General features: G+C 41.2%; 19 protein-coding genes. 11 read left to right on the top strand and 8 right to left on the bottom strand.

Going from position 1 to position 23,485, the window contains the following annotated elements; translation table 11 throughout:
- Positions 1–80: 80 nt before the first annotated feature.
- From QM810_RS05340 to leuS, 5 genes are all read right to left on the bottom strand, one after another.
- Positions 81–935, bottom strand: coding sequence for an ABC transporter permease (locus QM810_RS05340; RefSeq protein ID WP_414254089.1), 855 nt, complete (start codon positions 933–935; stop codon positions 81–83).
- On the bottom strand, positions 935–1,798 hold the full coding sequence (locus tag QM810_RS05345; protein WP_414254090.1) for an ABC transporter ATP-binding protein: 864 nt from the start codon (positions 1,796–1,798) through the stop codon (positions 935–937). The genes QM810_RS05340 and QM810_RS05345 overlap by 1 nt, the downstream gene beginning before the upstream one ends.
- Positions 1,799–2,075: 277 nt before the next feature.
- A complete protein-coding gene (locus tag QM810_RS05350) occupies positions 2,076–2,498 on the bottom strand; it encodes a GNAT family N-acetyltransferase (protein WP_414254091.1) in 423 nt (140 codons plus the stop codon).
- 11 nt (positions 2,499–2,509) lie between these two features.
- Entirely contained in the window at positions 2,510–3,202 is a 693-nt protein-coding gene (locus QM810_RS05355) for a GNAT family N-acetyltransferase (protein WP_178894500.1), read from the bottom strand.
- Positions 3,203–3,313: 111 nt separating this feature from the next.
- Positions 3,314–5,815, bottom strand: coding sequence for a leucine--tRNA ligase (gene leuS / locus QM810_RS05360; protein ID WP_414254092.1), 2,502 nt, complete (start codon positions 5,813–5,815; stop codon positions 3,314–3,316).
- Between the two features lie 320 nt (positions 5,816–6,135).
- On the opposite strand from leuS, the gene QM810_RS05365 reads away from it, so the two are divergent.
- From QM810_RS05365 to QM810_RS05415, 11 genes are all read left to right on the top strand, one after another.
- Positions 6,136–7,176: an ABC transporter substrate-binding protein gene (locus QM810_RS05365; protein ID WP_254730035.1), complete on the top strand. Its 1,041-nt coding sequence runs from the start codon at positions 6,136–6,138 to the stop codon at positions 7,174–7,176.
- A gap of 12 nt (positions 7,177–7,188) precedes the next feature.
- Complete coding sequence (locus tag QM810_RS05370) at positions 7,189–8,280, top strand: ABC transporter ATP-binding protein (RefSeq protein WP_178894494.1); 1,092 nt, start codon at positions 7,189–7,191, stop codon at positions 8,278–8,280.
- Complete coding sequence (locus tag QM810_RS05375; protein ID WP_178894493.1) at positions 8,270–9,928, top strand: ABC transporter permease; 1,659 nt, start codon at positions 8,270–8,272, stop codon at positions 9,926–9,928. The genes QM810_RS05370 and QM810_RS05375 overlap by 11 nt, the downstream gene beginning before the upstream one ends.
- A 148-nt stretch (positions 9,929–10,076) precedes the next feature.
- On the top strand, positions 10,077–11,093 hold the full coding sequence (locus QM810_RS05380; RefSeq protein ID WP_414254093.1) for an NAD(P)H-dependent glycerol-3-phosphate dehydrogenase: 1,017 nt from the start codon (positions 10,077–10,079) through the stop codon (positions 11,091–11,093).
- A 21-nt stretch (positions 11,094–11,114) separates the two neighbouring features.
- Complete coding sequence (gene galU / locus QM810_RS05385; protein WP_025168755.1) at positions 11,115–12,014, top strand: UTP--glucose-1-phosphate uridylyltransferase GalU; 900 nt, start codon at positions 11,115–11,117, stop codon at positions 12,012–12,014.
- A 123-nt stretch (positions 12,015–12,137) separates the two neighbouring features.
- Complete coding sequence (gene pbp1b, locus QM810_RS05390) at positions 12,138–14,690, top strand: penicillin-binding protein PBP1B (RefSeq protein WP_414254094.1); 2,553 nt, start codon at positions 12,138–12,140, stop codon at positions 14,688–14,690.
- A gap of 9 nt (positions 14,691–14,699) precedes the next feature.
- Positions 14,700–15,632 carry a DMT family transporter gene (locus QM810_RS05395; protein ID WP_414254095.1) on the top strand — a complete coding sequence of 311 codons (933 nt, stop codon included), beginning with the start codon at positions 14,700–14,702 and terminating at the stop codon, positions 15,630–15,632.
- Positions 15,633–15,695: 63 nt separating this feature from the next.
- Complete coding sequence (dapD, locus tag QM810_RS05400; protein ID WP_414254096.1) at positions 15,696–16,394, top strand: 2,3,4,5-tetrahydropyridine-2,6-dicarboxylate N-acetyltransferase; 699 nt, start codon at positions 15,696–15,698, stop codon at positions 16,392–16,394.
- 62 nt (positions 16,395–16,456) lie between these two features.
- Positions 16,457–17,587 (top strand): N-acetyldiaminopimelate deacetylase, encoded by a 1,131-nt coding sequence (locus QM810_RS05405; protein ID WP_414254097.1) that lies wholly within the window; start codon positions 16,457–16,459, stop codon positions 17,585–17,587.
- A 3-nt stretch (positions 17,588–17,590) separates the two neighbouring features.
- Positions 17,591–18,130, top strand: coding sequence for a 5-formyltetrahydrofolate cyclo-ligase (locus tag QM810_RS05410; RefSeq protein ID WP_414254098.1), 540 nt, complete (start codon positions 17,591–17,593; stop codon positions 18,128–18,130).
- Positions 18,114–18,788, top strand: coding sequence for a rhomboid family intramembrane serine protease (locus QM810_RS05415; protein ID WP_414254099.1), 675 nt, complete (start codon positions 18,114–18,116; stop codon positions 18,786–18,788). Before QM810_RS05410 ends, QM810_RS05415 begins: the two co-directional genes overlap by 17 nt.
- A 77-nt stretch (positions 18,789–18,865) precedes the next feature.
- On the opposite strand, the gene QM810_RS05420 is transcribed toward QM810_RS05415, so the two are convergent.
- The 3 genes from QM810_RS05420 to rseP form a co-directional block, all read right to left on the bottom strand.
- The gene (locus QM810_RS05420) at positions 18,866–20,245 is read right to left on the bottom strand and encodes a glycoside hydrolase family 1 protein (RefSeq protein ID WP_414254100.1); all 1,380 of its coding nucleotides are present in this window, start codon (positions 20,243–20,245) and stop codon (positions 18,866–18,868) included.
- Between the two features lie 108 nt (positions 20,246–20,353).
- On the bottom strand, positions 20,354–22,207 hold the full coding sequence (locus tag QM810_RS05425) for a proline--tRNA ligase (protein WP_414254101.1): 1,854 nt from the start codon (positions 22,205–22,207) through the stop codon (positions 20,354–20,356).
- 16 nt (positions 22,208–22,223) lie between these two features.
- Positions 22,224–23,480, bottom strand: coding sequence for an RIP metalloprotease RseP (rseP, locus tag QM810_RS05430; RefSeq protein ID WP_414254102.1), 1,257 nt, complete (start codon positions 23,478–23,480; stop codon positions 22,224–22,226).
- Between the last annotated feature and the right edge of the window lie 5 nt (positions 23,481–23,485).

Here is a 23,485-nt window from a genome sequence, read left to right on the forward strand (position 1 = left end):
AAGTTTAGGATTTCTATTAAATAAAGTTAGGAGGTCTTTACTTAATAACTATATGATACAAGAGAAGACTTAAATTTAGCTTAACCTATAAATTTTATTTTTTTGCTAGAGATTTTAACTACTACCAGCCAAAGCAGAAAAGTTAGGAGGCAGATACTCAACACTATTAAGTATGTTTCTTCCTTTGTTAAAAGGTTCTGCCAATTAAGCCGGATTCCTAATTTTTCTTGAAACTCTTCTAATAGGCTACTATTCCCCATAAATGTAGTTTCTAATTGCTCCTTCATTAAGACCTGTCTATAGAGAGAAGCAAGATAGGTAGCCGGTGTGCACTTCATGAGAACTTGAGCGAAGTTAGGAAGAATTCCCATTGGTACATAAGTTCCTACTAAAAATCCTGAAGCTGTACCTACAATGGTAGCCAATTTACCTAGACTATCTACTGACTGGAAATGGTAAACCAAGAGTGCATTTACCAATGTTGAAAGGAGACTACTTAGCAGCATGATTAAACTTATTTCAAATAGCTTACTCATAGCTGGAATTTCTTGAAAATAAAGGCTCATAACAATAAGCATAAAGGCTTGCATAACAAAGGAAATGATAAGGCTACTAATAAGATAAGACAGTTGCAAGCCCCAGCTCCCTAAGTCTGTCAAAAAGAGATCCTGATCCACTTGATTTTCACGGTCTTGTACCATCTGGGTCAAGGCTGTAAAACTGGTTGTAATCCCAGTCACAGCCAAGGTTCCACCCATCAACCAGTTATTTAAAAGGCTCTTATTATCAGGAAGTTGGGACCAGGCATCCATCAAATTTTTCTGCAAAAAAATGATATAGAGTAGAAAGGAAATCAAAGCTCCCAGTAATGAGAAAAAGACTCCTGAACGATTACGAAAATATAACAAAAAATCACGTTTTAATAAGGCTAACATTAGCGCACCTCTCTTCCTGTAAGAGCTATGAAGGCATCATCCATAGTTCCTGGACGAAATTCAAAGCCAGCAATCTTCTCACGAACTTGGGTCAAATAATCAATAGCTTCCAATTGGCTCTTAGGATAAAGACTATACTCAAACTCATTTTCCTTTTCCACAGGCATATTTTTAGGTAAGAATTTCTCCACCTGCTTATCTTTAAAACAAATTTTTAAAAGATTGGAAGCGTACTCACTTTTAATCTCAGTAGCAGAACCTTGGGCAATAACCTTTCCATGATCTATAATATAAAGTTGATCTGCCTCATCTGCTTCATCCAGATAATGAGTCGTTAAGATAATAGTCATCCCTTCATCTCTTTGTAGACGATACAATAAATCCCAAATGGATTTGCGGGTCTGAATATCTAGTCCAGTCGTAGGCTCATCTAGAAATAAAATATCGGGATTGGATAGGAGAGCCCGAGCAATATCAACTCGACGTTTCTGTCCTCCTGATAAAGTTCCATAAAGTTGTTTCTGAAAAGCAGTCAACCCTAGTTGATTGATTAAATCTTCCACACGACCACCTTTAATCCCCTTATACTGCTGGGCTCGAATGGTTAGGTTTTCTTTGACTGTCAACTTTTCATCCAATACACTTGCTTGAAAAACAACTCCAATCCTAGTATTGGGCGCATAGATGATTTGACCATTAGTTGCTCGTTTAAGTCCGATTAACATTGAAATCGTTGTCGATTTCCCAGCCCCGTTAGGTCCTAATATTGCATTAAAACTCCCTTTTTTAAACTCTAAATTTATATTTCTAACTGCTATATGGTCTCCATAGTTCTTAGTGAGACCTTTTGCTTGTAAAATCATATTTCTTTCCTCCTTTTCACACTCTCAGTTTAACAAAAAGGAAAAAGAAAAAATATACTTTGGAGCTATGTGGTCGAAATGGATGATTATGTGGTCAATTTTATTTTAAAATTTCTACAGGTGAACATAAAAAAAAGCCACCGAATTTGGTGGCTTCTTTAGGGAGATTATTATGAAAAAGAAAAGTTTAGGATTTCTATTAAATAAAGTTAGGAGGTCTTTACTTAATGATTACATGATACATGAGTAAACTTAAAGTTAACTTAAGATAAAAGAATTATTTTAATTTTTTTCGATCCACCCAAATCATTCCTGTACAATCATAAGTAGATAAGGTTTCAAACCCCAGAGAACGGTAAAACCCCAATGTTTTTTCAGTCTGTTCAGTCGCTAGTTGTACTTGGTAGGCACCCTTATAGTCAGCTAAGACTTCTTTCATCAAGTTACTACCAATTCCTTGACGCTGATAAGTAGGCAAGACAATCAAATCCTGGATAAAAACGGATGAAAAACCGTCTCCAACCAGACGCACTAAACCAACGATTTTCTCACCATCACGGGCAAGATAAGTCGCTAGCGAATGAGACAAGGCCTGGGCCAACATTTGGGGCTGATTGGTATAGTTTGTCCAACCAACTGCCTGATAGAGATGTAAAACGTCATCAATTGAAACAGATCTTTCTTTTGTAATCTTAATCATAACAAACCTTTCTAGCAATCTCTAAGAGATTTCAACTGATGGCCTTCTTCATCAAAATTCTCAGATTTTAACCACGCTTCCAAGCAAGCTTTGACTTGAGGCCAGTCCTTATCAATCATGGACAACCAATCCGTATCTCTGGTGCGACCTTTATAGATAACAGCTTGGCGGAAGGTTCCTTCATAGACAAATCCCAAACGTTCTGCTGCTTTTCTAGATGGAAGATTGAGGGCATCGCACTTCCACTCATAGCGGCGATAGTTAAGCTCTTCAAAGACATAACGGGCTAATAAAAACTGGGCTTCTGTCCCCATTCTTGTGTGCTTGAGAGCCGGAGAAAAGGTCACCGCACCAACTTCAATCACGCGATTAGCTTGGTCAATACGCATGAGAGAAAAAGTCCCCAGCGCCTTTCCAGTCGCTTTATCGATAATCGCATAATAGAAACGATCCTTACGCTCAAGCATCTGCTTCAAAGCTACGATTAATTCTTCGAGATTTTCTACTGGTGGTTGAAAGAGATAGGTCCACATTTCACGAGGGCTATCTGGACCATAGACAGCCAATAAATCCTCCGCATGCTTTTCGACTGATAGAGCTTCAATAATCGTATACTGTCCTTCTATTCGTACAAGTGACGGTAAAACTCCAGGTGTGTCGTCTACAGGTTCACCAATCATCTGACCATATTCATTTACAGGCATAGTTTTCTCCTTGTCTCACTCTTATAAGTTTAAAGATGTGAATAGTATATCACATCTCACAGGGAATCTACAAAAAATCCTCCAGAACTTAGCTCTGAAGGACTTTTAAATTTATTTCGTTACGATATTTACAAGCTTGTTAGGTACACTAATTACTTTCACGATTTCTTTGCCATCAATCTCTGCTTTGACTTTTTCGTCAGCTAGAGCAATTTCTTGCAATTCTTCGCGTGAAAGGTCCTTCGCAACCATGAGTTTAGCACGGACTTTTCCTTTGATTTGAACGACGATTTCGATTTCGTCTTCAACCAATTTGCTTTCGTCCCATGTTGGCCAAGCCACGTAAGAGATAGACTCACCTGTTGCTGCGACTGTTTGCCAGAGTTCTTCTGCCAAGTGAGGCGCAAATGGAGCGATCAATTGGATAAAGCCTTTGGCGTAGTCTACATAAAGTTTATCTTCCTTGTTAGCCGCATTGACAAAGACCATGAGCTGAGCAATGGCTGTGTTGAATTTCATAGACTCGATTTGCTCAGTGACAGCCTTAACAGTTTCGTTGTAAACCTTGTCTAGAGCGCCATTGTTTTCCGCAACGATCTCTTTACTTGTAATCAAACGGTAAACACGGTCGAGGAATTTACGGCTTCCTTCCAAACCTTCTTCTGACCAAGCGATAGAAGCATCTAGTGGTCCCATGAACATTTCATAGACACGAAGGGTATCGGCACCGTATTGTTCCACTACGTCGTCTGGATTGACAACGTTCTTGAGGGATTTAGACATCTTGGCTGGTGCTTGCTCCAATTCTTCCCCTGTTTCTACATGGAAGAAGGAACCGTCACGTTTTTCAACCTTGTCAGTTGCCACAAGAGCACCACGGTGGTCACGGTAGCTTGTTCCCAAGATCATTCCTTGGTTAAAGAGTTTTTGGAATGGCTCCTTAGTTGGAACAACACCGAGGTCATAGAGGAATTTGTGCCAGAAACGAGCATAAAGCAAGTGGAGCACGGCGTGTTCTGCACCACCCACGTAGATATCTACTGGTAGCCATTGTTTGAGGAGGTCCTCATCAGCCAATTTCTCTGTGTTGTGTGGGTCAATATAACGGAGGTAGTACCAGCTTGAACCTGCCCATTGTGGCATGGTATTGGTCTCACGACGACCTTTCACTCCATCCTCACGTGTCACTTCCAGCCAGTCTGTCAGGTTGGCCAATGGGCTTTCCCCAGTACCTGAAGGACGGATATCCTTGGTGACTGGCAAGACAAGTGGCAATTCATTTTCTGGAACAGCAGTTGAAGTTCCATCTTCCCAATGAATAATTGGAATTGGCTCACCCCAGTAACGTTGACGACTAAAGAGCCAGTCGCGGAGACGGTAGGTGACTTTTTCTTGACCATAGCCTTTTTCTTCCAGCCAAGCCACGATTTTAGCAATCGCTTCTTCTTTGTTGAGACCGTTCAAGAAGTCAGAGTTGACGTGAAGGCCATCTTCTGTGTAGGCAGCTTCTTCAACGTTTCCACCTTCCAAGACTTCTACGATTGGAAGGCCGAATTGTTTAGCAAATTCCCAGTCACGTTGGTCGTGGGCAGGTACAGCCATAACAGCACCTGTTCCGTAGCTAGCAAGGACATAGTCGGCAATCCAGATTGGAATTTCTTTGCCGTTTACAGGGTTGATTGCATAAGCACCAGTCCAAACCCCTGTTTTTTCCTTAGCAAGGTCAGTACGAGCCAAGTCAGACTTGAGGCTAGCTTGGTGTTTGTAGTCCGCTACAGCCTCAGCTTGTTCAGGACTTGTGATAGCGTCTACCAAGTCATGCTCAGGAGCTAAGACAGTGAAGGTAGCACCAAAAAGGGTGTCAGGACGAGTGGTAAAGACTGTGAATTCCTTGTCTGTTCCTTTTACTTTGAAAGTGACATTGGCACCAGTTGATTTCCCGATCCAGTTGCGTTGCATGTCCTTGATAGACTCTGGCCAGTCAAGTTCATCTAAGTCGTTGAGCAAACGTTCCGCATAGGCCGTGATTTTAAGCATCCATTGGCGCATCGGTTTGCGGACAACTGGATAGCCACCACGCTCAGATGTTCCATCTGGAAGAACTTCTTCGTTGGCGATAGCTGTTCCTAGTTCCTCAACCCAGTTTACTGGCACTTCAGCTTCATAAGCCAAACCTTTTTCGTAAAGCTTAGTGAAAATCCATTGCGTCCACTTGTAGTAGTTCGGGTCTGTTGTGTTGACTTCACGATCCCAGTCGTAAGAGAATCCAAGTGCATTGATTTGGCGTTTGAAGTTAGCAATGTTTTCCGCTGTGAATTCTGCTGGGTCATTACCAGTATCCATAGCGTATTGCTCAGCAGGCAAACCAAAAGCATCCCATCCCATTGGGTGAAGGACGTTATAACCTTGCGCACGTTTGAAACGACTGAGAATATCTGTCGCTGTATATCCTTCTGGGTGTCCTACGTGAAGACCCGCTCCAGATGGGTAAGGGAACATGTCCAATGCGTAAAACTTAGGTTTTGAGACATCTGTTCCTGTCTTAAAGGTGTGATTGTCAGCCCAGTATTTTTGCCACTTAGGCTCAATTTCCTTATGATTGTAAAAACTCATGCTATTTCTCCAATTTTATGATGTTACTATTATACCATTTTTGGGGGAATTTGAAAGTCGAGAAATGTTCTTTTGGGCTTGGATGGAAAGAAAGACTGAATCGCAAATCCAGCTTATTTAGCAGTATAAAAAATTAGCTAACACTTGAAATTAACTTATATCGATTATTTATCTCTTCCATCTTTTTCCCCCTAACGCCTTTGACTCATATTCATCGTTTTAGATTTCTTTAAGGTTTTTATTATATCCTATAGAACTCTGCAAATTATAAACATTAAGCAAGCTGTAGAGTAAAAACGTTCGTAAAAAAGGAGACTCTTATGAAAAAACTACTATTCTTTCTCTCTTGTGGATGGATATTTCTTACTTTATCAGGATGTTCTTCAACAACAGAAGCGGAAACTAGCTCTGAAAAAGATTCAGATAACACTTTGGTTATCTACTCGCCTAACCCTGAAGACCTTATCGAAGAAACAATCCCTGCCTTCGAAGAAAAATATGGTATTAAGGTTGACTTAGTACAAGCCAGCACTGGTGAATTGTTCAAAAAAGCTGAGGCTGAAAAAGAATCCCCTGTAGCCGATGTCATTTTCGGAGGCTCCTACGCCCTCTTCTCTTCTAACGAAAATCTTTTTGAACCTTATATTTCTCAAGAGAACGACCAGATAATCCCTGAATATCAAAATAAAACTGGATTCTACACGCCTTATACACTTGATGTCAGTGTCATCATTGCCAATTCAGCTCTTACAAAAGATATTAAAATTGAAGGCTACAATGATCTACTCAATCCTAAATTAAAAGGAAAAATCGCAACTGCTGATCCAAGTAATTCTTCTAGCGCCTTTGCTCAATTAACAAACATGCTCGTAGATCAGGGTGGCTATGAAAATGAGCAAGCTTGGACCTATGTGAAAAATCTATTTAGCTTAGTAGACGGTAAAATTGCTTCTAGTTCTTCAAATGTCTACAAATCAGTCGCTGACGGAGAAATGGCTGTCGGACTCACCTATGAAGATCCTGCATTGAAACTCTTAAACGATGGCGTTGATGTAAAAGTCATTTATCCAAAAGAAGGAACCGTCTTTTTGCCTGGTAACGCAGCTATTATCAAAAATGCCAAACACATGGAAAACGCTAAAAAATTTATCGATTTCCTTCTTTCTCAAGACATTCAGGATAAACTAGGAACTGAAACAACCATTAGACCCATTCGAAAAAATGCTAAAACCAATAAAAATATGAAATCAATGACCGAAATCAATATCGCCACTGAAGATTCTGAGTACGTCATCCAAAATAAATCAGCTATTCTTAAAAAGTACAATGATATTTTCACTAATATTCAATCGAAACAGTAAAAGAGGTTCGCTATGAGTGAGATCAAAATTATTAACGCAAAAAAAATCTACCATGACATTCCTGTCATTGAGAATTTAAATGTTACGATCCCAAAAGGAAGTCTTTTCACTATTCTTGGACCTTCAGGTTGTGGAAAAACGACTCTACTTCGAATGATTGCAGGCTTCAACAGTATTGAAGGCGGAGAATTTTACTTCGATGATACTAAAATCAATAACATAGAACCCAGCAAACGCAACATCGGTATGGTTTTCCAAAACTACGCTATTTTCCCACATTTGACTGTTCGAGATAATGTTGCTTTTGGTCTTAAACAAAAAAAGGTTCCAAAAGATGAATTAGTTCAACAAACTAATAAATATCTGGAACTAATGCAAATTGATCAATACGCAGATCGAAAGCCCGATAAGCTCAGTGGTGGACAACAACAACGTGTCGCCTTAGCACGTGCATTAGCTGTTAATCCAAGTGTTCTCCTCATGGACGAGCCACTTAGTAACCTGGATGCGAAACTTCGCTTAGATATGCGCCAAGTTATTCGAGAAATTCAACACGAAGTGGGAATTACAACTGTATATGTGACCCACGACCAAGAAGAAGCCATGGCTATTTCTGACCAAATCGCGGTTATGAAAGATGGTGTTATTCAACAAATTGGTCGTCCAAAAGAGCTATACCACAAACCAGAGAACGAATTTGTCGCAACCTTTATTGGTAGAACAAACATCATCCCTGCCCGTTTAGAAAAGCAAGCTGATGGAGCGTACATCGTCTTTGAAGACGGCTACTCTCTTCGTATGCCAGCTCTTGATCAAGCTAAGGAACAAGCTGTTCTTGTAAGTATCCGTCCCGAAGAGTTTATCAAAGATGAATCTGGAGATATTGAAGGAATCATTTCCGATAGTGTTTATCTTGGACTCACCACTGAATATTTTGTAGAGACTGCATTTTCTTCAAAAATACAGGTCAGCGAAGAATCAACTTTTGAAGAAGATCTTCAAAAAGGGGATCGAATTCGTCTACGAATCAATACTCAAAAGTTAAATGTCTTTTCTGCAGATGGTTCTCAAAATCTTATTACAGGAGTTGGCTATGAAAGGTAAAAAACTAAATATTTGGACAGCCTCCTCATTCTTCATCTTTCTTACCTATCTTATTTTTCTTGTTTATCCAATTATTATTGTACTCAAGCAAGCACTCATACATGAAGGTCAATTCTCACTAGCTAATTTTGAGGATTTCTTTAGTAAATCCTATTACTCTGAGACACTAGTAAACAGTTTTAACGTCTCCATTACTTCTACTGTAACTTCCCTAGTTTTAGGGACCTTATTGGCTTACCTCTTTTCTATATATGACTTCAAAGGAAAGAAATTTTTACAGATATTGATTATCATCGCTTCCATGTCAGCTCCTTTCGTAGGGGCATACTCTTGGATTCTCTTGTTGGGACGAAATGGTGTCATCACTAAATTTTTGACAAATGCCCTTCATCTTCCAGCTATTGATATTTATGGCTTCAAAGGAATTGTACTTGTGTTTACACTCCAGCTATTCCCATTAGTTTTTCTATACGTGGCTGGAGCCATGAAAAGAATTGACCATTCTCTTCTTGAAGCCGCTGAAAGCATGGGGGTATTTGGATTCAAACGTATGATAACAGTTATTTTGCCCCTTTTAGTTCCAACTTTACTTGCCGCTGCCCTACTCGTATTTATGAGAGCATTCTCCGACTTCGGAACTCCTATGTTAATTGGTGAAGGATATCGAACTTTCCCTGTTTTAATTTATAATCAATTCATTAGTGAGGTTGGCGGAAATTCTGCTTTTGCATCTGCTTTAGCAATCATGGCGATTATCATTGCTTTAACAATCTTTCTTATTCAAAAATATATTTCCAATCGCTATAGTTTCAGCATGAATTCTCTCCATCCAATTGAGCCGAAAAAAACTACAAAAGGGAAAATGGCAGCAATTTATGCAACAGTTTACGGAATTGTCTTATTTTCTGTTCTACCTCAATTATTTTTGATTTATACCTCTTTCCTAAAAACATCAGGTATGGTATTTGTCAAAGGCTATTCTCTAAACAGTTACAAGATTGCCTTCAATCGCATGGGAGCTACTATTTTTAATACGATTCGCATTCCTTTGATTGCTTTGATTCTAGTTGTTTTATTTGCATCATTTATCTCCTACCTAGCTGTTAGAAAACGAAATTTGTTTACAAACTTAATTGATAGCCTTAGTATGGTACCTTATATCGTACCAGGAACAGTTCTCGGTATTGCCTTTATCTCTTCATTCAATACAGGTATCTTCGGAAGTGGCTTCCTTATGATTACAGGAACAGCCTTCATCTTGATTATCTCCTTATCTGTAAGAAGACTCCCTTATACAATCCGCTCATCTGTTGCTAGCTTACAACAAATAGCACCTAGTATTGAAGAAGCAGCTGAGAGTTTAGGAAGTAGCCGTCTCAATACTTTCAGTAACATCACTGTTCCAATGATGTTACCCGGTATTATTTCTGGAGCTATTCTATCATGGGTAACAATGATTTCAGAACTATCTACTTCTATCCTGCTATATAATGCCAAAACAAAAACTATGACCGTAGCAATCTATACAGAGGTTCTCAGAGGAAATTATGGTGTGGCAGCTGCTTTGTCAACTATCCTCACTGTCTTGACAGTTACTTCATTATTACTATTTATGAAAATTTCTAAAAACAATAGCATTACCCTCTAGTTTTTCTCCTAAAGACAGCCAAATTACTCATTGGCTGTTTTTTTATTTATACTCTATCATTCAATTAATGCTTCATAAATAATATAGATGCAAGATAGTGCTTTTTATGGTAGAATATAGGAAAGTGCTTTCTCAGAAGGAGGGAAAAATGAACAAACAAACCATCGCTGTTTTAGGGCCTGGTTCTTGGGGTACTGCCTTGTCACAAGTTCTTAATGACAACGGACACGAAGTGCGTATCTGGGGAAATATTCCTGACCAAATTGATGAAATCAATACACAACATACTAACAAACGCTATTTTAAGGATACTGTATTAGACGAAAAAATTGTAGCCTATCATGATTTGGCCGAAGTCTTGAATGGCGTTGACGCTGTCTTGTTCGTAGTCCCAACAAAGGTGACAAGATTGGTAGCTCAACAGGTAGCTGCTGTTTTGGACCATAAGGTAGTGATTATGCATGCTTCAAAAGGTCTTGAGCCCAATAGTCATAAACGTCTTTCAACCATTCTAGAAGAAGAAATCCCTGAAGAGTTACGTAGTGAGATTGTAGTTGTATCTGGTCCTAGCCATGCAGAAGAAACGATTGTACGTGACATTACCTTGATCACGGCTGCATCTAAGGATTTAGAGAAAGCTCAGTATGTTCAGACACTCTTTAGCAACCACTACTTCCGTCTTTATACCAATACAGATGTGATCGGAGTGGAAACAGCTGGTGCTCTTAAAAATATCATCGCTGTTGGTGCAGGTGCCCTCCATGGACTTGGATTTGGAGACAACGCTAAAGCTGCCATTATCACGCGCGGTCTTGCAGAAATCACTCGTCTAGGAGTCAAACTTGGAGCAAATCCACTGACTTATAGCGGACTTTCTGGAGTTGGGGATTTAATCGTTACTGGAACTTCTGTCCACTCACGTAACTGGCGAGCAGGTGATGCTCTTGGACGTGGCGAAGCCTTGGCAGATATCGAAGCCAACATGGGGATGGTGATTGAAGGAATTTCAACAACCAAAGCTGCTTATGAATTGGCGCAAGAACTTGGAGTCTATATGCCTATTACTCAGGCTATCTACCAGGTTATTTATGAAAATGTTAATATTAAGGATGCTGTTTCTGAACTCATGAGTAACGAGTTCAAGGCAGAGAACGAGTGGTCATAATCACCGTTAGAAAGGATGCTCATGAAGCAAAAAGTTAGAAAAGCTGTTATCCCTGCCGCGGGGCTTGGAACTCGTTTCCTTCCAGCAACCAAAGCCTTGGCCAAAGAAATGTTGCCAATCGTGGATAAGCCAACTATTCAATTCATCGTTGAAGAAGCCCTTAAGTCTGGAATTGAGGACATTCTTGTAGTAACAGGGAAATCAAAACGCTCTATCGAAGACCATTTTGATTCAAACTTTGAACTAGAGTACAACCTTAAGGAAAAAGGAAAAACCGACCTTTTGAAACTAGTTGACGAAACAACTGGTATGCGCCTTCACTTCATCCGTCAAACACACCCACGTGGACTCGGAGATGCCGTTTTACAAGCCAAAGCTTTCGTTGGAAATGAACCGTTTGTGGTGATGTTGGGAGATGACCTCATGGATATAACAGATGACAATGCTGTCCCATTGACCAAGCAACTCATGAATGATTACGAGGAAACTCATGCTTCTACTATCGCCGTAATGCCTGTCCCACATGATGAAGTTTCTGCCTACGGTGTTATCGCGCCTCAAGGCGAAGGAAAAGATGGACTTTACAGCGTTGAAACCTTCGTTGAAAAACCAGCTCCTGAGGATGCACCAAGTGATTTAGCAATCATCGGTCGTTACCTCCTCACACCAGAGATTTTTGGTATTCTTGAAAATCAAAAACCTGGTGCCGGAAATGAAATCCAGCTAACAGATGCTATCGATACACTCAACAAAACTCAACGTGTATTCGCCCGTGAATTTAAAGGTTCACGTTATGACGTTGGAGATAAGTTTGGATTTATGAAAACTTCCATCGAATATGCTCTCAAACACCCACAAGTTAAAGACCACTTGAAAGACTACTTGATTGATCTTGGAAAAGAACTTTCAGAAGAAAAATAAATCCTTAAAACCAGGTTGAATTTACCTGGTTTTTTTGTTGCCTAACCCCCTCTAAAGCTCGTCCAAGACTAATTTCTTGCAATCATTGCTTTTATGGTATAATAATAAGGAGTGAGGAAAGAAATGAAGAATAAATTGTTAGAACTTAAAGAAAAAGGACTGGCTTTCCTTCAGTCCCTAAAAACAAAACTAAAAAATATACATCTAGGAAAAAAAGGTCCTAAACATTCTAAAAAGAAAAAGAAAACCAAAACTAGTATTTGGGCTATCTTTGCCAATATCTTACTGGGAATCAAGGCGACCTTTAATACCCTATTCATTATCGCCTTACTTGGTGGACTTTTAGGTACCGGGGTTGTTTTCGGTTATGCTGTATCTCTATTTGACAAGGTGACCGTTCCTCAAACAGAAGATTTGCTCAAGCAAGTGAATGATATTTCATCCATCTCTGAGATTCGCTATGCTGACGGATCCATGATTGGTGCTATCGAAAGTGACCTCCTTCGGACATCTGTCGCATCAGATGCTATTTCAGAAAATCTCAAGCAAGCTATCGTTGCTACCGAGGATGAACATTTTGCCGAACACAATGGGGTCGTTCCTAAAGCAGTTATTCGTGCCAGCCTAGGAAACTTTATCGGTCTTGGTTCTTCTAGTGGAGGATCTACACTAACACAGCAGCTCATCAAGCAGCAAGTGGTTGGGGATGCTCCTACACTAACTCGTAAAGCTACTGAAATCGTGGATGCCTTGGCCTTAGAGAGAGCAATGAGCAAGGATGAAATCTTAACAACCTATCTTAACGTTGCTCCTTTTGGACGTAACAATAAAGGTCAAAACATCGCAGGAGCTCAACAAGCAGCCAAGGGTATTTTCGGGGTTGACGCCAATCAGCTAACGATTCCTCAAGCAGCCTTCATAGCAGGATTGCCACAAAGTCCTATCTCCTACTCACCTTATGAATCTACTGGGGAAATGAAGAGCGAAGAGGATATGGAGCTAGGTATCAAACGTTCAAAAGATGTCCTTTACAATATGTACAGAACTGGAGTGCTCAGCCAAGAAGACTACGAAACCTATAAGGCATATGACATTAAGCAAGACTTCTTGCCAGCAGAAAGTGTAAACGTAACTTCTAGAGGCTATCTCTACTTTACTGCACTTGATGAGGCAACTAATCTCATGTATGATTATTTGGTGCAAAAAGATAATGTTTCTGCTCAAGAACTCAAGAACGAATCTATTCAAAAATCTTATCGTGAATTAGCTGAAAAAGAAATTCAAAATGGTGGTTACCGTATCACTACTACAATCGACAAAACAATCCATACTGCCATGCAAGATGCTGTGGCAAATTATGGCTACCTTCTAAATGATAGTAGTGGTCAACCTGAAGTCGGAAATGTCTTAATGGATAATAAAACAGGAGCCATCATAGGATTTGTAGGAGGACGAGATTACCAAAGCAATCAAAATAATCACGCCTTTGACACAAAACGATCTCCGGCTTCGACTACCAAACCTATCTTAGCCTATGGTATTGCTATTGACCAAGGCTTGATGGGAAGTGCTAGCATCTTATCAAACTATCCAACGAACTTTGCCAACGGAACTCCGATTATGCACGTCAACAGTCCGGGGACAACAATGATAACGCTTAAGGAAGCTCTCAATTATTCCTGGAATATCCCAGCCTACTGGACTTATCGTATGCTTCGAGAAAAAGGAGTCGATGTCCGCTCCTACATGGAAAAAATGGGTTATGAAATCCCAGAATATGGCATTGAAAGTCTTCCTATGGGAGGTGGAATTGAGGTTACTGTAGCTCAACATACAAACGGATACCAAACACTAGCCAATAATGGTATTTACAATAAGAAATATATGATTTCAAAAATTGAAAAAAGTAGTGGCGAAGTGATCTATGAGCATAAAGACGAACCTGTTCAGGTCTACTCAAAAGCTACTGCAACCATTATGCAAAGTCTACTGAGAGATGTACTTTCATCCCGGATAACTACAAGCTTCCAAAGCGACCTTTATAGCATAAATTCCAGTCTAGCAAGTGCTGATTGGATCGGGAAAACTGGTACAACTAACGAGGAAGGTGATATGTGGCTCATGCTTTCAACGCCTCGATTGACTCTTGGTGGTTGGGTTGGTCACGATGATAACAGTCCGTTAGCCAAAGGCGCATATTATCGTAATGCTAAGTATATGGCCCACCTCGTAAACGCGATTCAACAAGCTTCTCCTTCTGCTTGGGGTTCTGAACGCTTTAGCCTTGATTCGAGTGTCACCTCTTCTCAAGTCCTTAAGTCGACTGGACAGAAGCCTGGCAAGGTCACTATCAACGGCAAAGAGATTGACGTTACTGGAGAAATGGTAACAAGTTACTGGGCTAACCAAGCTGGTGCTCCAACTACTACCTATAAATTCGCTATTGGTGGAAGTGACTCTGATTACCAAAATGCTTGGAATACGATTTTGGGAAGTTTACCAAAATCTTCTAATTCAAACAATAATAATTCAAACAACAATAGCAACAATAACAATAATCGAAATAATAATAGCAACAATAACAACAACAATAATAATAACAATAATAATGGTAATAATAACAATAATACTACCAGTGATAGCAACGACTCATCTTCAAATAGACTACAACGTTAACCTTTCTATATGAATCAGTATCAAAAGAATATTTTTAAGGGAACCATCTACTCCCTCCTATCTGGATTAATATGGGGTATTTGTGGCATTTTAGGAGAATTCTTCTTTACGCATTATCCAGTCTCCTCTGGTTGGATCACTTCTATGCGTCTAAGTCTTGCAGGTGGTTTCGTACTCATCTTGTCTAGCTTTAAGTTCCGCTCTCAGCTATTCGATATCTGGAGAAAGCGCAAAAACTACCTGCCTTTTCTGGCTTATGCCATCTTAGGAATCTTCTCTGTTCAGTATTTCTTCTATCTCTGTGTAGAATACTCTAATGCGACAACGGCAACCATCCTACAATTTATCAGTCCTGTCTTCATTCTCATATACAACCGCATCATCTACAAGAAAAAAGCTTCTAAAAAAGCAATCTTCTATGTTTTAACTGCTATGCTTGGAGTATTTTTGATGGCTACCAAAGGCGATCTTTCTAAGTTATCCATCACTCCTATCGCCTTACTAACTGGACTTCTCAGTGCCCTAGGGGTTATGTTTAATGTCATCTTACCCCAACCATTTGCTCGAAAATACGGTTTTGTGCCAACTGTTGGCTGGGGAATGATGCTAGCTGGACTCTTTAGTAATTTTCTCTACCCCGTATATAGAATTAGTTTTCAACTGGATTGGGTGAGCATCTTGATTTGTTTGACCATTGCCTTTCTGGGAACAGCTTTTGCCTTTTTCCTATCTATGAAGGCTGTCTCGCTGGTATCCCCATTGGTGGTGTCAGTGATTAGTGCAAGTGAACCGTTGTCCTCTGCTATTTTAAGCGTTCTATTTCTAGGTCTGGTTTTGGATGGCTACCTACTATTAGCTATGATTTTGATTATTATTCCCATGATCTTCTTGTCCATCGAAGAATCAAAGGATAAACTGAAAGAATCTTCTTTTAACACTTAAGGCTTCAATTTTGAAGCCTTTTTTGGTAGAATAGTAAGCATTACAAAGAGTGAGGAGACATCTATGACTGCTACAAAAATGAATGCACAAGAAATTATCCAATTTATCGCCAATGCTGAGAAAAAGACAAGTGTAAAAGTGACCTTTGAGGGGCAGCTTACTGGATCTATCCCTGCTTCTGTTACCAAGCTTGGAAATGTTCTTTTTGGAGACTGGAAGGATATCTCACCTCTTCTTAAAGGACTAACAGAAAATAAAGACTATGTTGTTGAGCAAGACGCTCGTAATTCAGCTGTACCTCTCCTTGATAAACGCGACATCAATGCTCGTATCGAACCAGGGGCTATCATCCGTGATCAGGTTGAGATTGGCGACAACGCTGTTATCATGATGGGAGCTGTAATCAATATTGGTGCTGAAATCGGTGCTGGTACTATGATTGACATGGGTGCTATTCTAGGTGGACGTGCTATTGTCGGTAAAAATAGTCACGTAGGTGCTGGTGCTGTTCTTGCAGGTGTTATCGAACCAGCTAGTGCAGAGCCTGTCCGTGTCGGTGATAATGTACTCATCGGTGCTAACGCTGTGGTTATCGAAGGTGTTCAAATCGGTAGCGGTTCTGTTGTCGCTGCAGGTGCCATCGTCACTCAAGATGTTCCAGAAAATGTTGTGGTAGCTGGTGTTCCAGCTCGTGTTATCAAAGAAATTGATAGCAAAACCCAACAAAAAACAGCGCTAGAGGATGCACTTCGTACCTTGTAATTAGTAACAGAGGCGGAAACTTTTCCAGCCTCTTTATCGTTTCATATAGAAGGAAATTAGATATGTTAGATTTGATTCAGACTCGACGCGACCTTCACCAAATTCCTGAGATTGGTTTAGAAGAATTCAAGACTCAAGCTTATTTGCTCAATGTCATCGAGAAATTAACAGCTGGTAAGGATTTTGTTCAGATTCGTACTTGGCGAACAGGTATTTTAGTTTATTTACAGGGAAGTCAGCCAGAACGTACCATCGGTTGGCGGACAGATATCGACGGACTCCCAATCGTTGAACAAACAGGTCTTGCCTTTGCCTCTCAGCACCCAGACCGTATGCATGCTTGTGGGCACGACTTTCACATGACCATTGCCCTAGGAAGTCTCGAACGTGCTCTAGAAAACCAACCTAAAAACAATCTCCTCTTTCTCTTCCAGCCTGCCGAGGAAAATGAAGCAGGTGGCATGCTCATGTATGAAGACGGGGCCTTTGGCGACTGGTTGCCTGACCAATTCTATGGGCTTCATGTCCGTCCAGACCTAAAGGTTGGACAGATTGCGACCAATACCCATACACTCTTTGCAGGAACTTGCGAAGTCAAGATTCGTTTCAAGGGTAAAGGTGGTCACGCTGCCTTTCCACATCAAGCAAACGATGCTCTGGTTGCAGCTAGCTATTTTATCACTCAAGTTCAGTCGGTTGTCAGCCGTAATGTCGATCCTATCGAGGGAGCTGTCGTCACTTTCGGTGTCTTTCAAGCTGGAACAACCAATAATGTCATCGCTGATACAGCTTTCTTGCATGGAACCATTCGAGCTCTCACACATAGCATGAGCCTCTTAGTTCAAAAACGTATCAAAGCCATCGCTGAAGGTGTCGCAGCTGCTTTTGATATGGATGTGGAAGTTGAACTCAAGCAGGGAGGTTACCTACCTGTCGAAAACAACCCTGAATTAGCCCAGGAGTTGATGACCTTCTTTGATGAAAAAGATAGAATTGAACTAATCGACATCGAACCTGCCATGACAGGAGAAGACTTTGGTTATCTTCTCTCCAAGGTTCCCGGTGTCATGTTCTGGCTTGGAATTGATAGTCCCTATGCCCTTCATCATCCAAAGATGAGTCCTAATGAAGAAGCTCTGACAATTGGAGTCGAGGCTGTATCAAGCTTTTTAGCAAAGAAAGCTGCGGAGTAAACAATGAAAAAAGCCCTACGCAAGCAGGTCTTGCAAGAACTCAAATCTCTATCAGCCGAAGAAAAGGAAGTCATGGACGCTTGGTTGACTGAGCAACTACTTCTACATCCCTTCTACAAGGAAGCAAAAACCATCGCCACTTACCTGTCTTTTCCTCATGAATTTCAGACAGCTAGACTCATTGAACAAGCTCAAAAAGATGGGAAGACACTCCTCATTCCCAAAACCTATCCACATGGGAAAATGGACTTTGTTCTATATGAACCAGAGAAACTCGAAAGAAATTCTTTTGGACTTCTTGAACCTCAAGGAGACTTCACAATCCTTGAACCCTCTCAGATTGACCTGATTCATGTACCTTGTTTGGCTTTCAATCCTTCAAGATATAGGGTTGGCTACGGTGGTGGCTACTACGACCGCTACTTGGAGCATTTCCCAGGTCATACTATTAGTACGCTTTATCCTTGTCAGATTCAGAACTTCCATCCTGATCTACACGATATTCCCGTTAAGGAGGTAATTATCTATGAAAGAGATTTTTGATCGTCGTTATCCCGTCACGAGCTTCTTTCTTCTCGTGACAACCCTGGTTTTTATCATCATGTTTCTAACCAGTGGTTTCAACTATACCAGCGCAGCCACCTTGTATAAATTCGGAGCTGTGTATCCCCCTGCTATCAAGGCCATGCCTGAACAAATCTGGCGCTTATTATCCGCAACCTTTGTCCACATTGGCTTGGAGCATTTTTTAGTCAACATGCTATCCCTCTACTTTTTGGGGCGTCAGATGGAGGACATCTTTGGTTCCAAGCAGTTTTTCTTTATCTACCTCTTATCAGGTATGATGGGGAATCTCTTTGTCCTAGTTTTTAGCCCTGATGCCATTACCGCAGGTGCTTCAACTGCTCTCTACGGAATGTTCGCATCTATTGTCGTACTTCGGTATGCTTCACGCAATCCCTACCTCCAACAGCTTGGTCAATCCTATCTCTCCCTCTTAGTCATCAATCTAGTAGGTAGTATTTTAATGCCTGGTATTAGCCTTGCTGGGCATGTCGGGGGTGCTGTCGGGGGTGCATTACTGGCTATCGTCTTCCCAGTTCGAGGAGAACGAAAGATTTACAGCCTAGGCCAACGTGCTCTAGCAACCCTAGCCTTTATTGCTTTATCAGCTCTACTACTTTTTATCGGACTATTCTAAGAACAAGAAAAACCATTGGAAACTCTCTCAGAGAGCTTTATTTCCAATGGTTTTTTTGAATCTATTTGAAAAGTAGCTTAAAATCCATTATTGTCACTGAGTTCTTTGAACCAGTGGCCTGATTTTTTCAGGCGTCGTTCTTGCGTTTCAAGGTCAAGCTCGACTAAACCATAACGATTTTTATAGCTGTTGAGCCATGACCAGCAGTCGATAAATGTCCAAATCAAGTAGCCTTTACAGTTAGCACCGTCTTCAATGGCGCGATGAAGTTCACGAAGGTGACCTTTGACAAAGTCAATACGATAATCATCCTGAATCATTCCATTTTCGCGGAATTTATCTTCACCTTCAACACCCATCCCATTCTCTGTCAACATCCACTCGATATTGCCATAGTTTTCCTTGATATTTTGGGCAATGTCATAAATTCCTTGCTCGTAGATTTCCCAACCGCGGTGTGGATTAATCTTGCGACCTGGCATCACGTAAGGTTCATAGAAATGCTCTGGCAAGAGTGGGCTGTCAGGATGCTTAGCAAAACGTGGCGCCATAACACGCAAAGGCTGATAGTAGTTGACTCCTAGGAAGTCAACGGTGTTCTCACGAATCAGCTCCAACTCTTCGGCTGTGTATTCTGGTAACAAGTCATGCTCAGACAAAATCTCCACCAACTCTTCTGGATAAGCTCCTAAAACAGATGGATCTAGGAAAGATTGTGCCTGAAAGAGGTCAGCTATACGAGCAGCTTTCACGTCGGCAGGATGTTGGCTACGTGGATAGGCTGGTGTCAAGTTGAGGACAATCCCAATCTTAGAACCAGGTAAGACCTCATGGCAGGCTTTGACCGCAAGAGTGCTGGCTAGTTGCGTGTGGTAGGCAACCTTAACGGCAGCTTTGGCATCCACCTTATGAGGATAATGGGCATCATAGAAATAGCCAAACTCTACCGGAACGATAGGCTCATTGAAGGTAATCCATTGGTCCACAAGGTCACCGTAGGTCTCAAAACAGAAACGAGCATAGTCTTCATAAGCCTTAATAGTTGCTTTATTTTCCCAACCATCCCCATCTTCTTGAAGGGCGAAAGGCAGGTCAAAGTGATAAAGATTGACTAAAAGACGAATGCCCTTGGCCTTGATGGCTTCAAATACCTGACGATAGAAAGCCACACCTTGAGGATTGACTTCTCCACGACCCTGTGGAAAAATACGAGACCACTGGATAGAAGTTCGAAAGGCTGTGTGGCCAGTTTCTAACAAAAGTTCAATGTCCTTCTCCCAATTTTCATAGAAGGTCGATGTCTTATCTGGGCCAATCCCATTGTAGTAACGGTTTGGCTCTACTTGGTACCAATAATCCCAGAGATTATCTCCCTTGCCGTCACCAGGCACTCGTCCTTCTGTCTGTGGTCCAGAAGTTGAGGAACCCCAGACAAAATCCTTTGGAAATTTTAGCATAGTACTACCTCTTTTTACGCTTTTAATGTTTACTTTCTCTCATTATAAAGAAAAAACAAGGCAAAAACTAGTTACATTTTTGTCTTGTTTTTCTTCTGATTATAGATTTTATTTATTTGTTAAGATTTCAAGGGTTTCAAGCAAGTTATCTGCATGAACTTCGATTGTATCTCCTGTCGCCTTGATCTTGACTTCTACGATACCGTCGGCTGCTTTCTTACCAATAGTGATACGGATTGGAAGACCGATCAAGTCGCTATCGCTAAATTTAACACCGACACGTTCGTTACGGTCATCCGTCAAAACTTCGTAACCTTTGTTTACCAAGGCCTCTTCGATACGGTTGGTTAATTCAAGACTTGCTTCGTCCTTGACATTAACTGGAATCAAGTGCACATCAAATGGCGCCAATTCTTTAGGGAAGTTGATTCCCCAAGCGTAACGGTATTCACCCTTTGGAGTTTTGTTCACAAAGAGGCGAGCATGTTGCTCCATAACTGCTGAAAGGAGACGGCTGACACCGATACCGTAGCATCCCATGATGATTGGCACAGCGCGGCCATTTTCGTCCAAGACATCTGCTCCCATACTTGCTGAGTAACGAGTACCCAGTTTAAAGATGTGACCAATTTCAATACCACGCGCAAAGTTGAGAACACCTTGTCCGTCAGGAGAAATTTCACCTTCACGAACTTCACGGATGTCCACATACTCGGCAGTGAAGTCACGACCTGGATTCACACCAGTCAAGTGGTAACCATCTTCGTTAGCACCTACAACAGCATTGCGACTATCCTGCACCTTGCGGTCTGCGATAATCTTGACATTTTCTGGAAGATTGACTGGGCCAAGTGAACCAAAGTCCGCTCCCAATAATTCTTTCACTTCCGCTTCGGTTGCAGGTTCTAAGAAGTCTGCACCAAGGTAGTTTTTCAATTTGACTTCATTGAGTTGGTCATTGCCAACGAGTAGGGCAACAACTGGCTCCTCGTCTGCGATATAAACCAAGGTCTTGATTGTTTGCTCTTCAGAGACATTCAAGAAAGCAGCAACTTCATCAATCGATTTGACACCTGGTGTTTCCACACGTGCTACTTGGTCTTCAGTCACAACACGGTTGCTTGGTTTGTAGGCGTTTGTTGCCATTTCCAAGTTAGCTGCATAGCTTGATTCACTTGAGTAGGCAATGGTATCTTCACCAGAAACCATCCATTTGAGCAATTCTGCCTTGATTTCTTTCTGTACATCTACAGGAATCTCATCAAATGATGCGACAGACTTGTCTAAAACAACCCAACGGTCAAGGTCTGTACGAACAGGTGTGATGGCCATAAATTCTTGGCTATCCTTACCACCCATAGCTCCACCGTCACCGATGATGGCTTTGAAGTCCAAGCCACTACGAGTAAAGATACGCTCGTAAGCTGCCTTGTACTCATCATAGGTTACATCCAAGCTATCGTAGTTAGCGTGGAAGCTATAGCCGTCTTTCATGATGAACTCACGGGTCCGAAGAAGTCCATTACGTGGACGTTTTTCATCACGGTACTTAGGTTGGATTTGGTACAAGTTCAGTGGTAACTGCTTGTATGACTTGACAGAATCACGGACAATTGCTGTGAAAGTTTCTTCGTGAGTTGGACCCAAGATAAAGTCTGACTTCTCACGATTTTTCAATTTGTACAAGTCTTCACCGTAGGTTTCATAACGGCCAGATTCACGCCAAAGGTCAGCACTGAGAAGGGCTGGAGCCAACATTTCAACAGCACCCATCTTGTCAAACTCTTGACGCATGATGTTCTTGGCTTTTTCGATTACACGGTTGGCAAGTGGCAGATATGAATAAACACCTGCTGATACTTGGCGAACATAACCAGCACGCAACATAAGGGCGTGGCTAATAACTTGAGCATCGCTTGGCATTTCGCGAAGCGTTGGAATAAGCATTTTACTTTGTTTCATATTTTTCCTCTAATTCTTAAAAGAAGGTACGCATGATGTCGTTCCAAGTCACGGCGATCATCAAGACAACCATAATCACAACTCCAACTAGAGTAACATAGGTTTCAATTTCTTGTTTCAGCGGTTTACGGCGAATAGCTTCGATGATGTTGAGCACGATTTTTCCACCGTCTAGTGCCGGGATAGGAATCAAGTTGAAAATCCCGATATTGATGGAAATCATAGCCAAGAAGAACAAAACATTCTCAAGACCATTTTTAGCAGCATCACTACTTGCCTTAAAGATAGCAACAGGTCCACCCAATTTATTCAAGTCAGGCTGGAAAATCAAGCTCTTCAAGGCGTTGAGAATGCGCAAGGCTGAGTCAGCTGCAGAGGTGAATCCACCTACAAACATAGACCAGATATCTGATTTGAGTCTCGGTTGAACACCTAGAATATAACGTCCTTGGTTTTCCTCAGGGGTCACACTGACTTGCTTTTCAGTCCCATTTTCTGAAATAGTCACATCCAATACAGGAGCTGTTTTGTCCTTGGTCTCTGCCTCAACAGCCTGAATCAAATCTTGCCAGTTACTAATTTCGTATGAACCGACTTTAGTGATTTGTGCTGTATTTTCAACACCAGCCTTAGCAATCGCGCTATCAGGGATGATACTAAAGTTATTACTTTGCGTATCTCGAACGCCACCCTGCATGAAAATCAAAATCCAAAAAACGATAACTCCTAGAATAAAGTTATTCATAGGACCTGCAAAGTTGGTAATCAATTTCCCCCAGACAGTCGCATTTTGATACTGAACATCTAGCGGAGCGATACGAACTTCCGTTCCGTCAGCTTCCACGATAGTTGCATCATGGTCTACAGAGAAGGTCTTCTCCTCTTCCAAAACCAGACCTGTGATAAAGAGTTTGTCCTCAAAGTCAAACTGAGTGACTTGCATCGGAAGAGCCGTTTGGTCGACCTTCTTACCAGAAAGATTGATGCGCTTCACCTTGCCATCTTCGGCCAAGGTCAAACTAACAGGAGTTCCTGTCTTAATCTCTGTGGTATCCTCACCCCAACCTGCCATGCGGACATAACCACCAAGCGGTAGGAGACGAATCGTGTAAGCTGTCCCATCTTTCCCGATATGGGCAAAGATTTTTGGACCCATTCCGATGGCAAATTCACGAACCAGAATGCCAGACTTCTTAGCAAAGTAAAAATGGCCGAACTCGTGAACCACCACGATAATTCCAAAAACAAGGATAAAGGTTAATAATCCTAACATTTAAT

This window comes from Streptococcus infantis (assembly GCF_047464155.1).
GTDB lineage: Bacteria > Bacillota > Bacilli > Lactobacillales > Streptococcaceae > Streptococcus > Streptococcus infantis_U.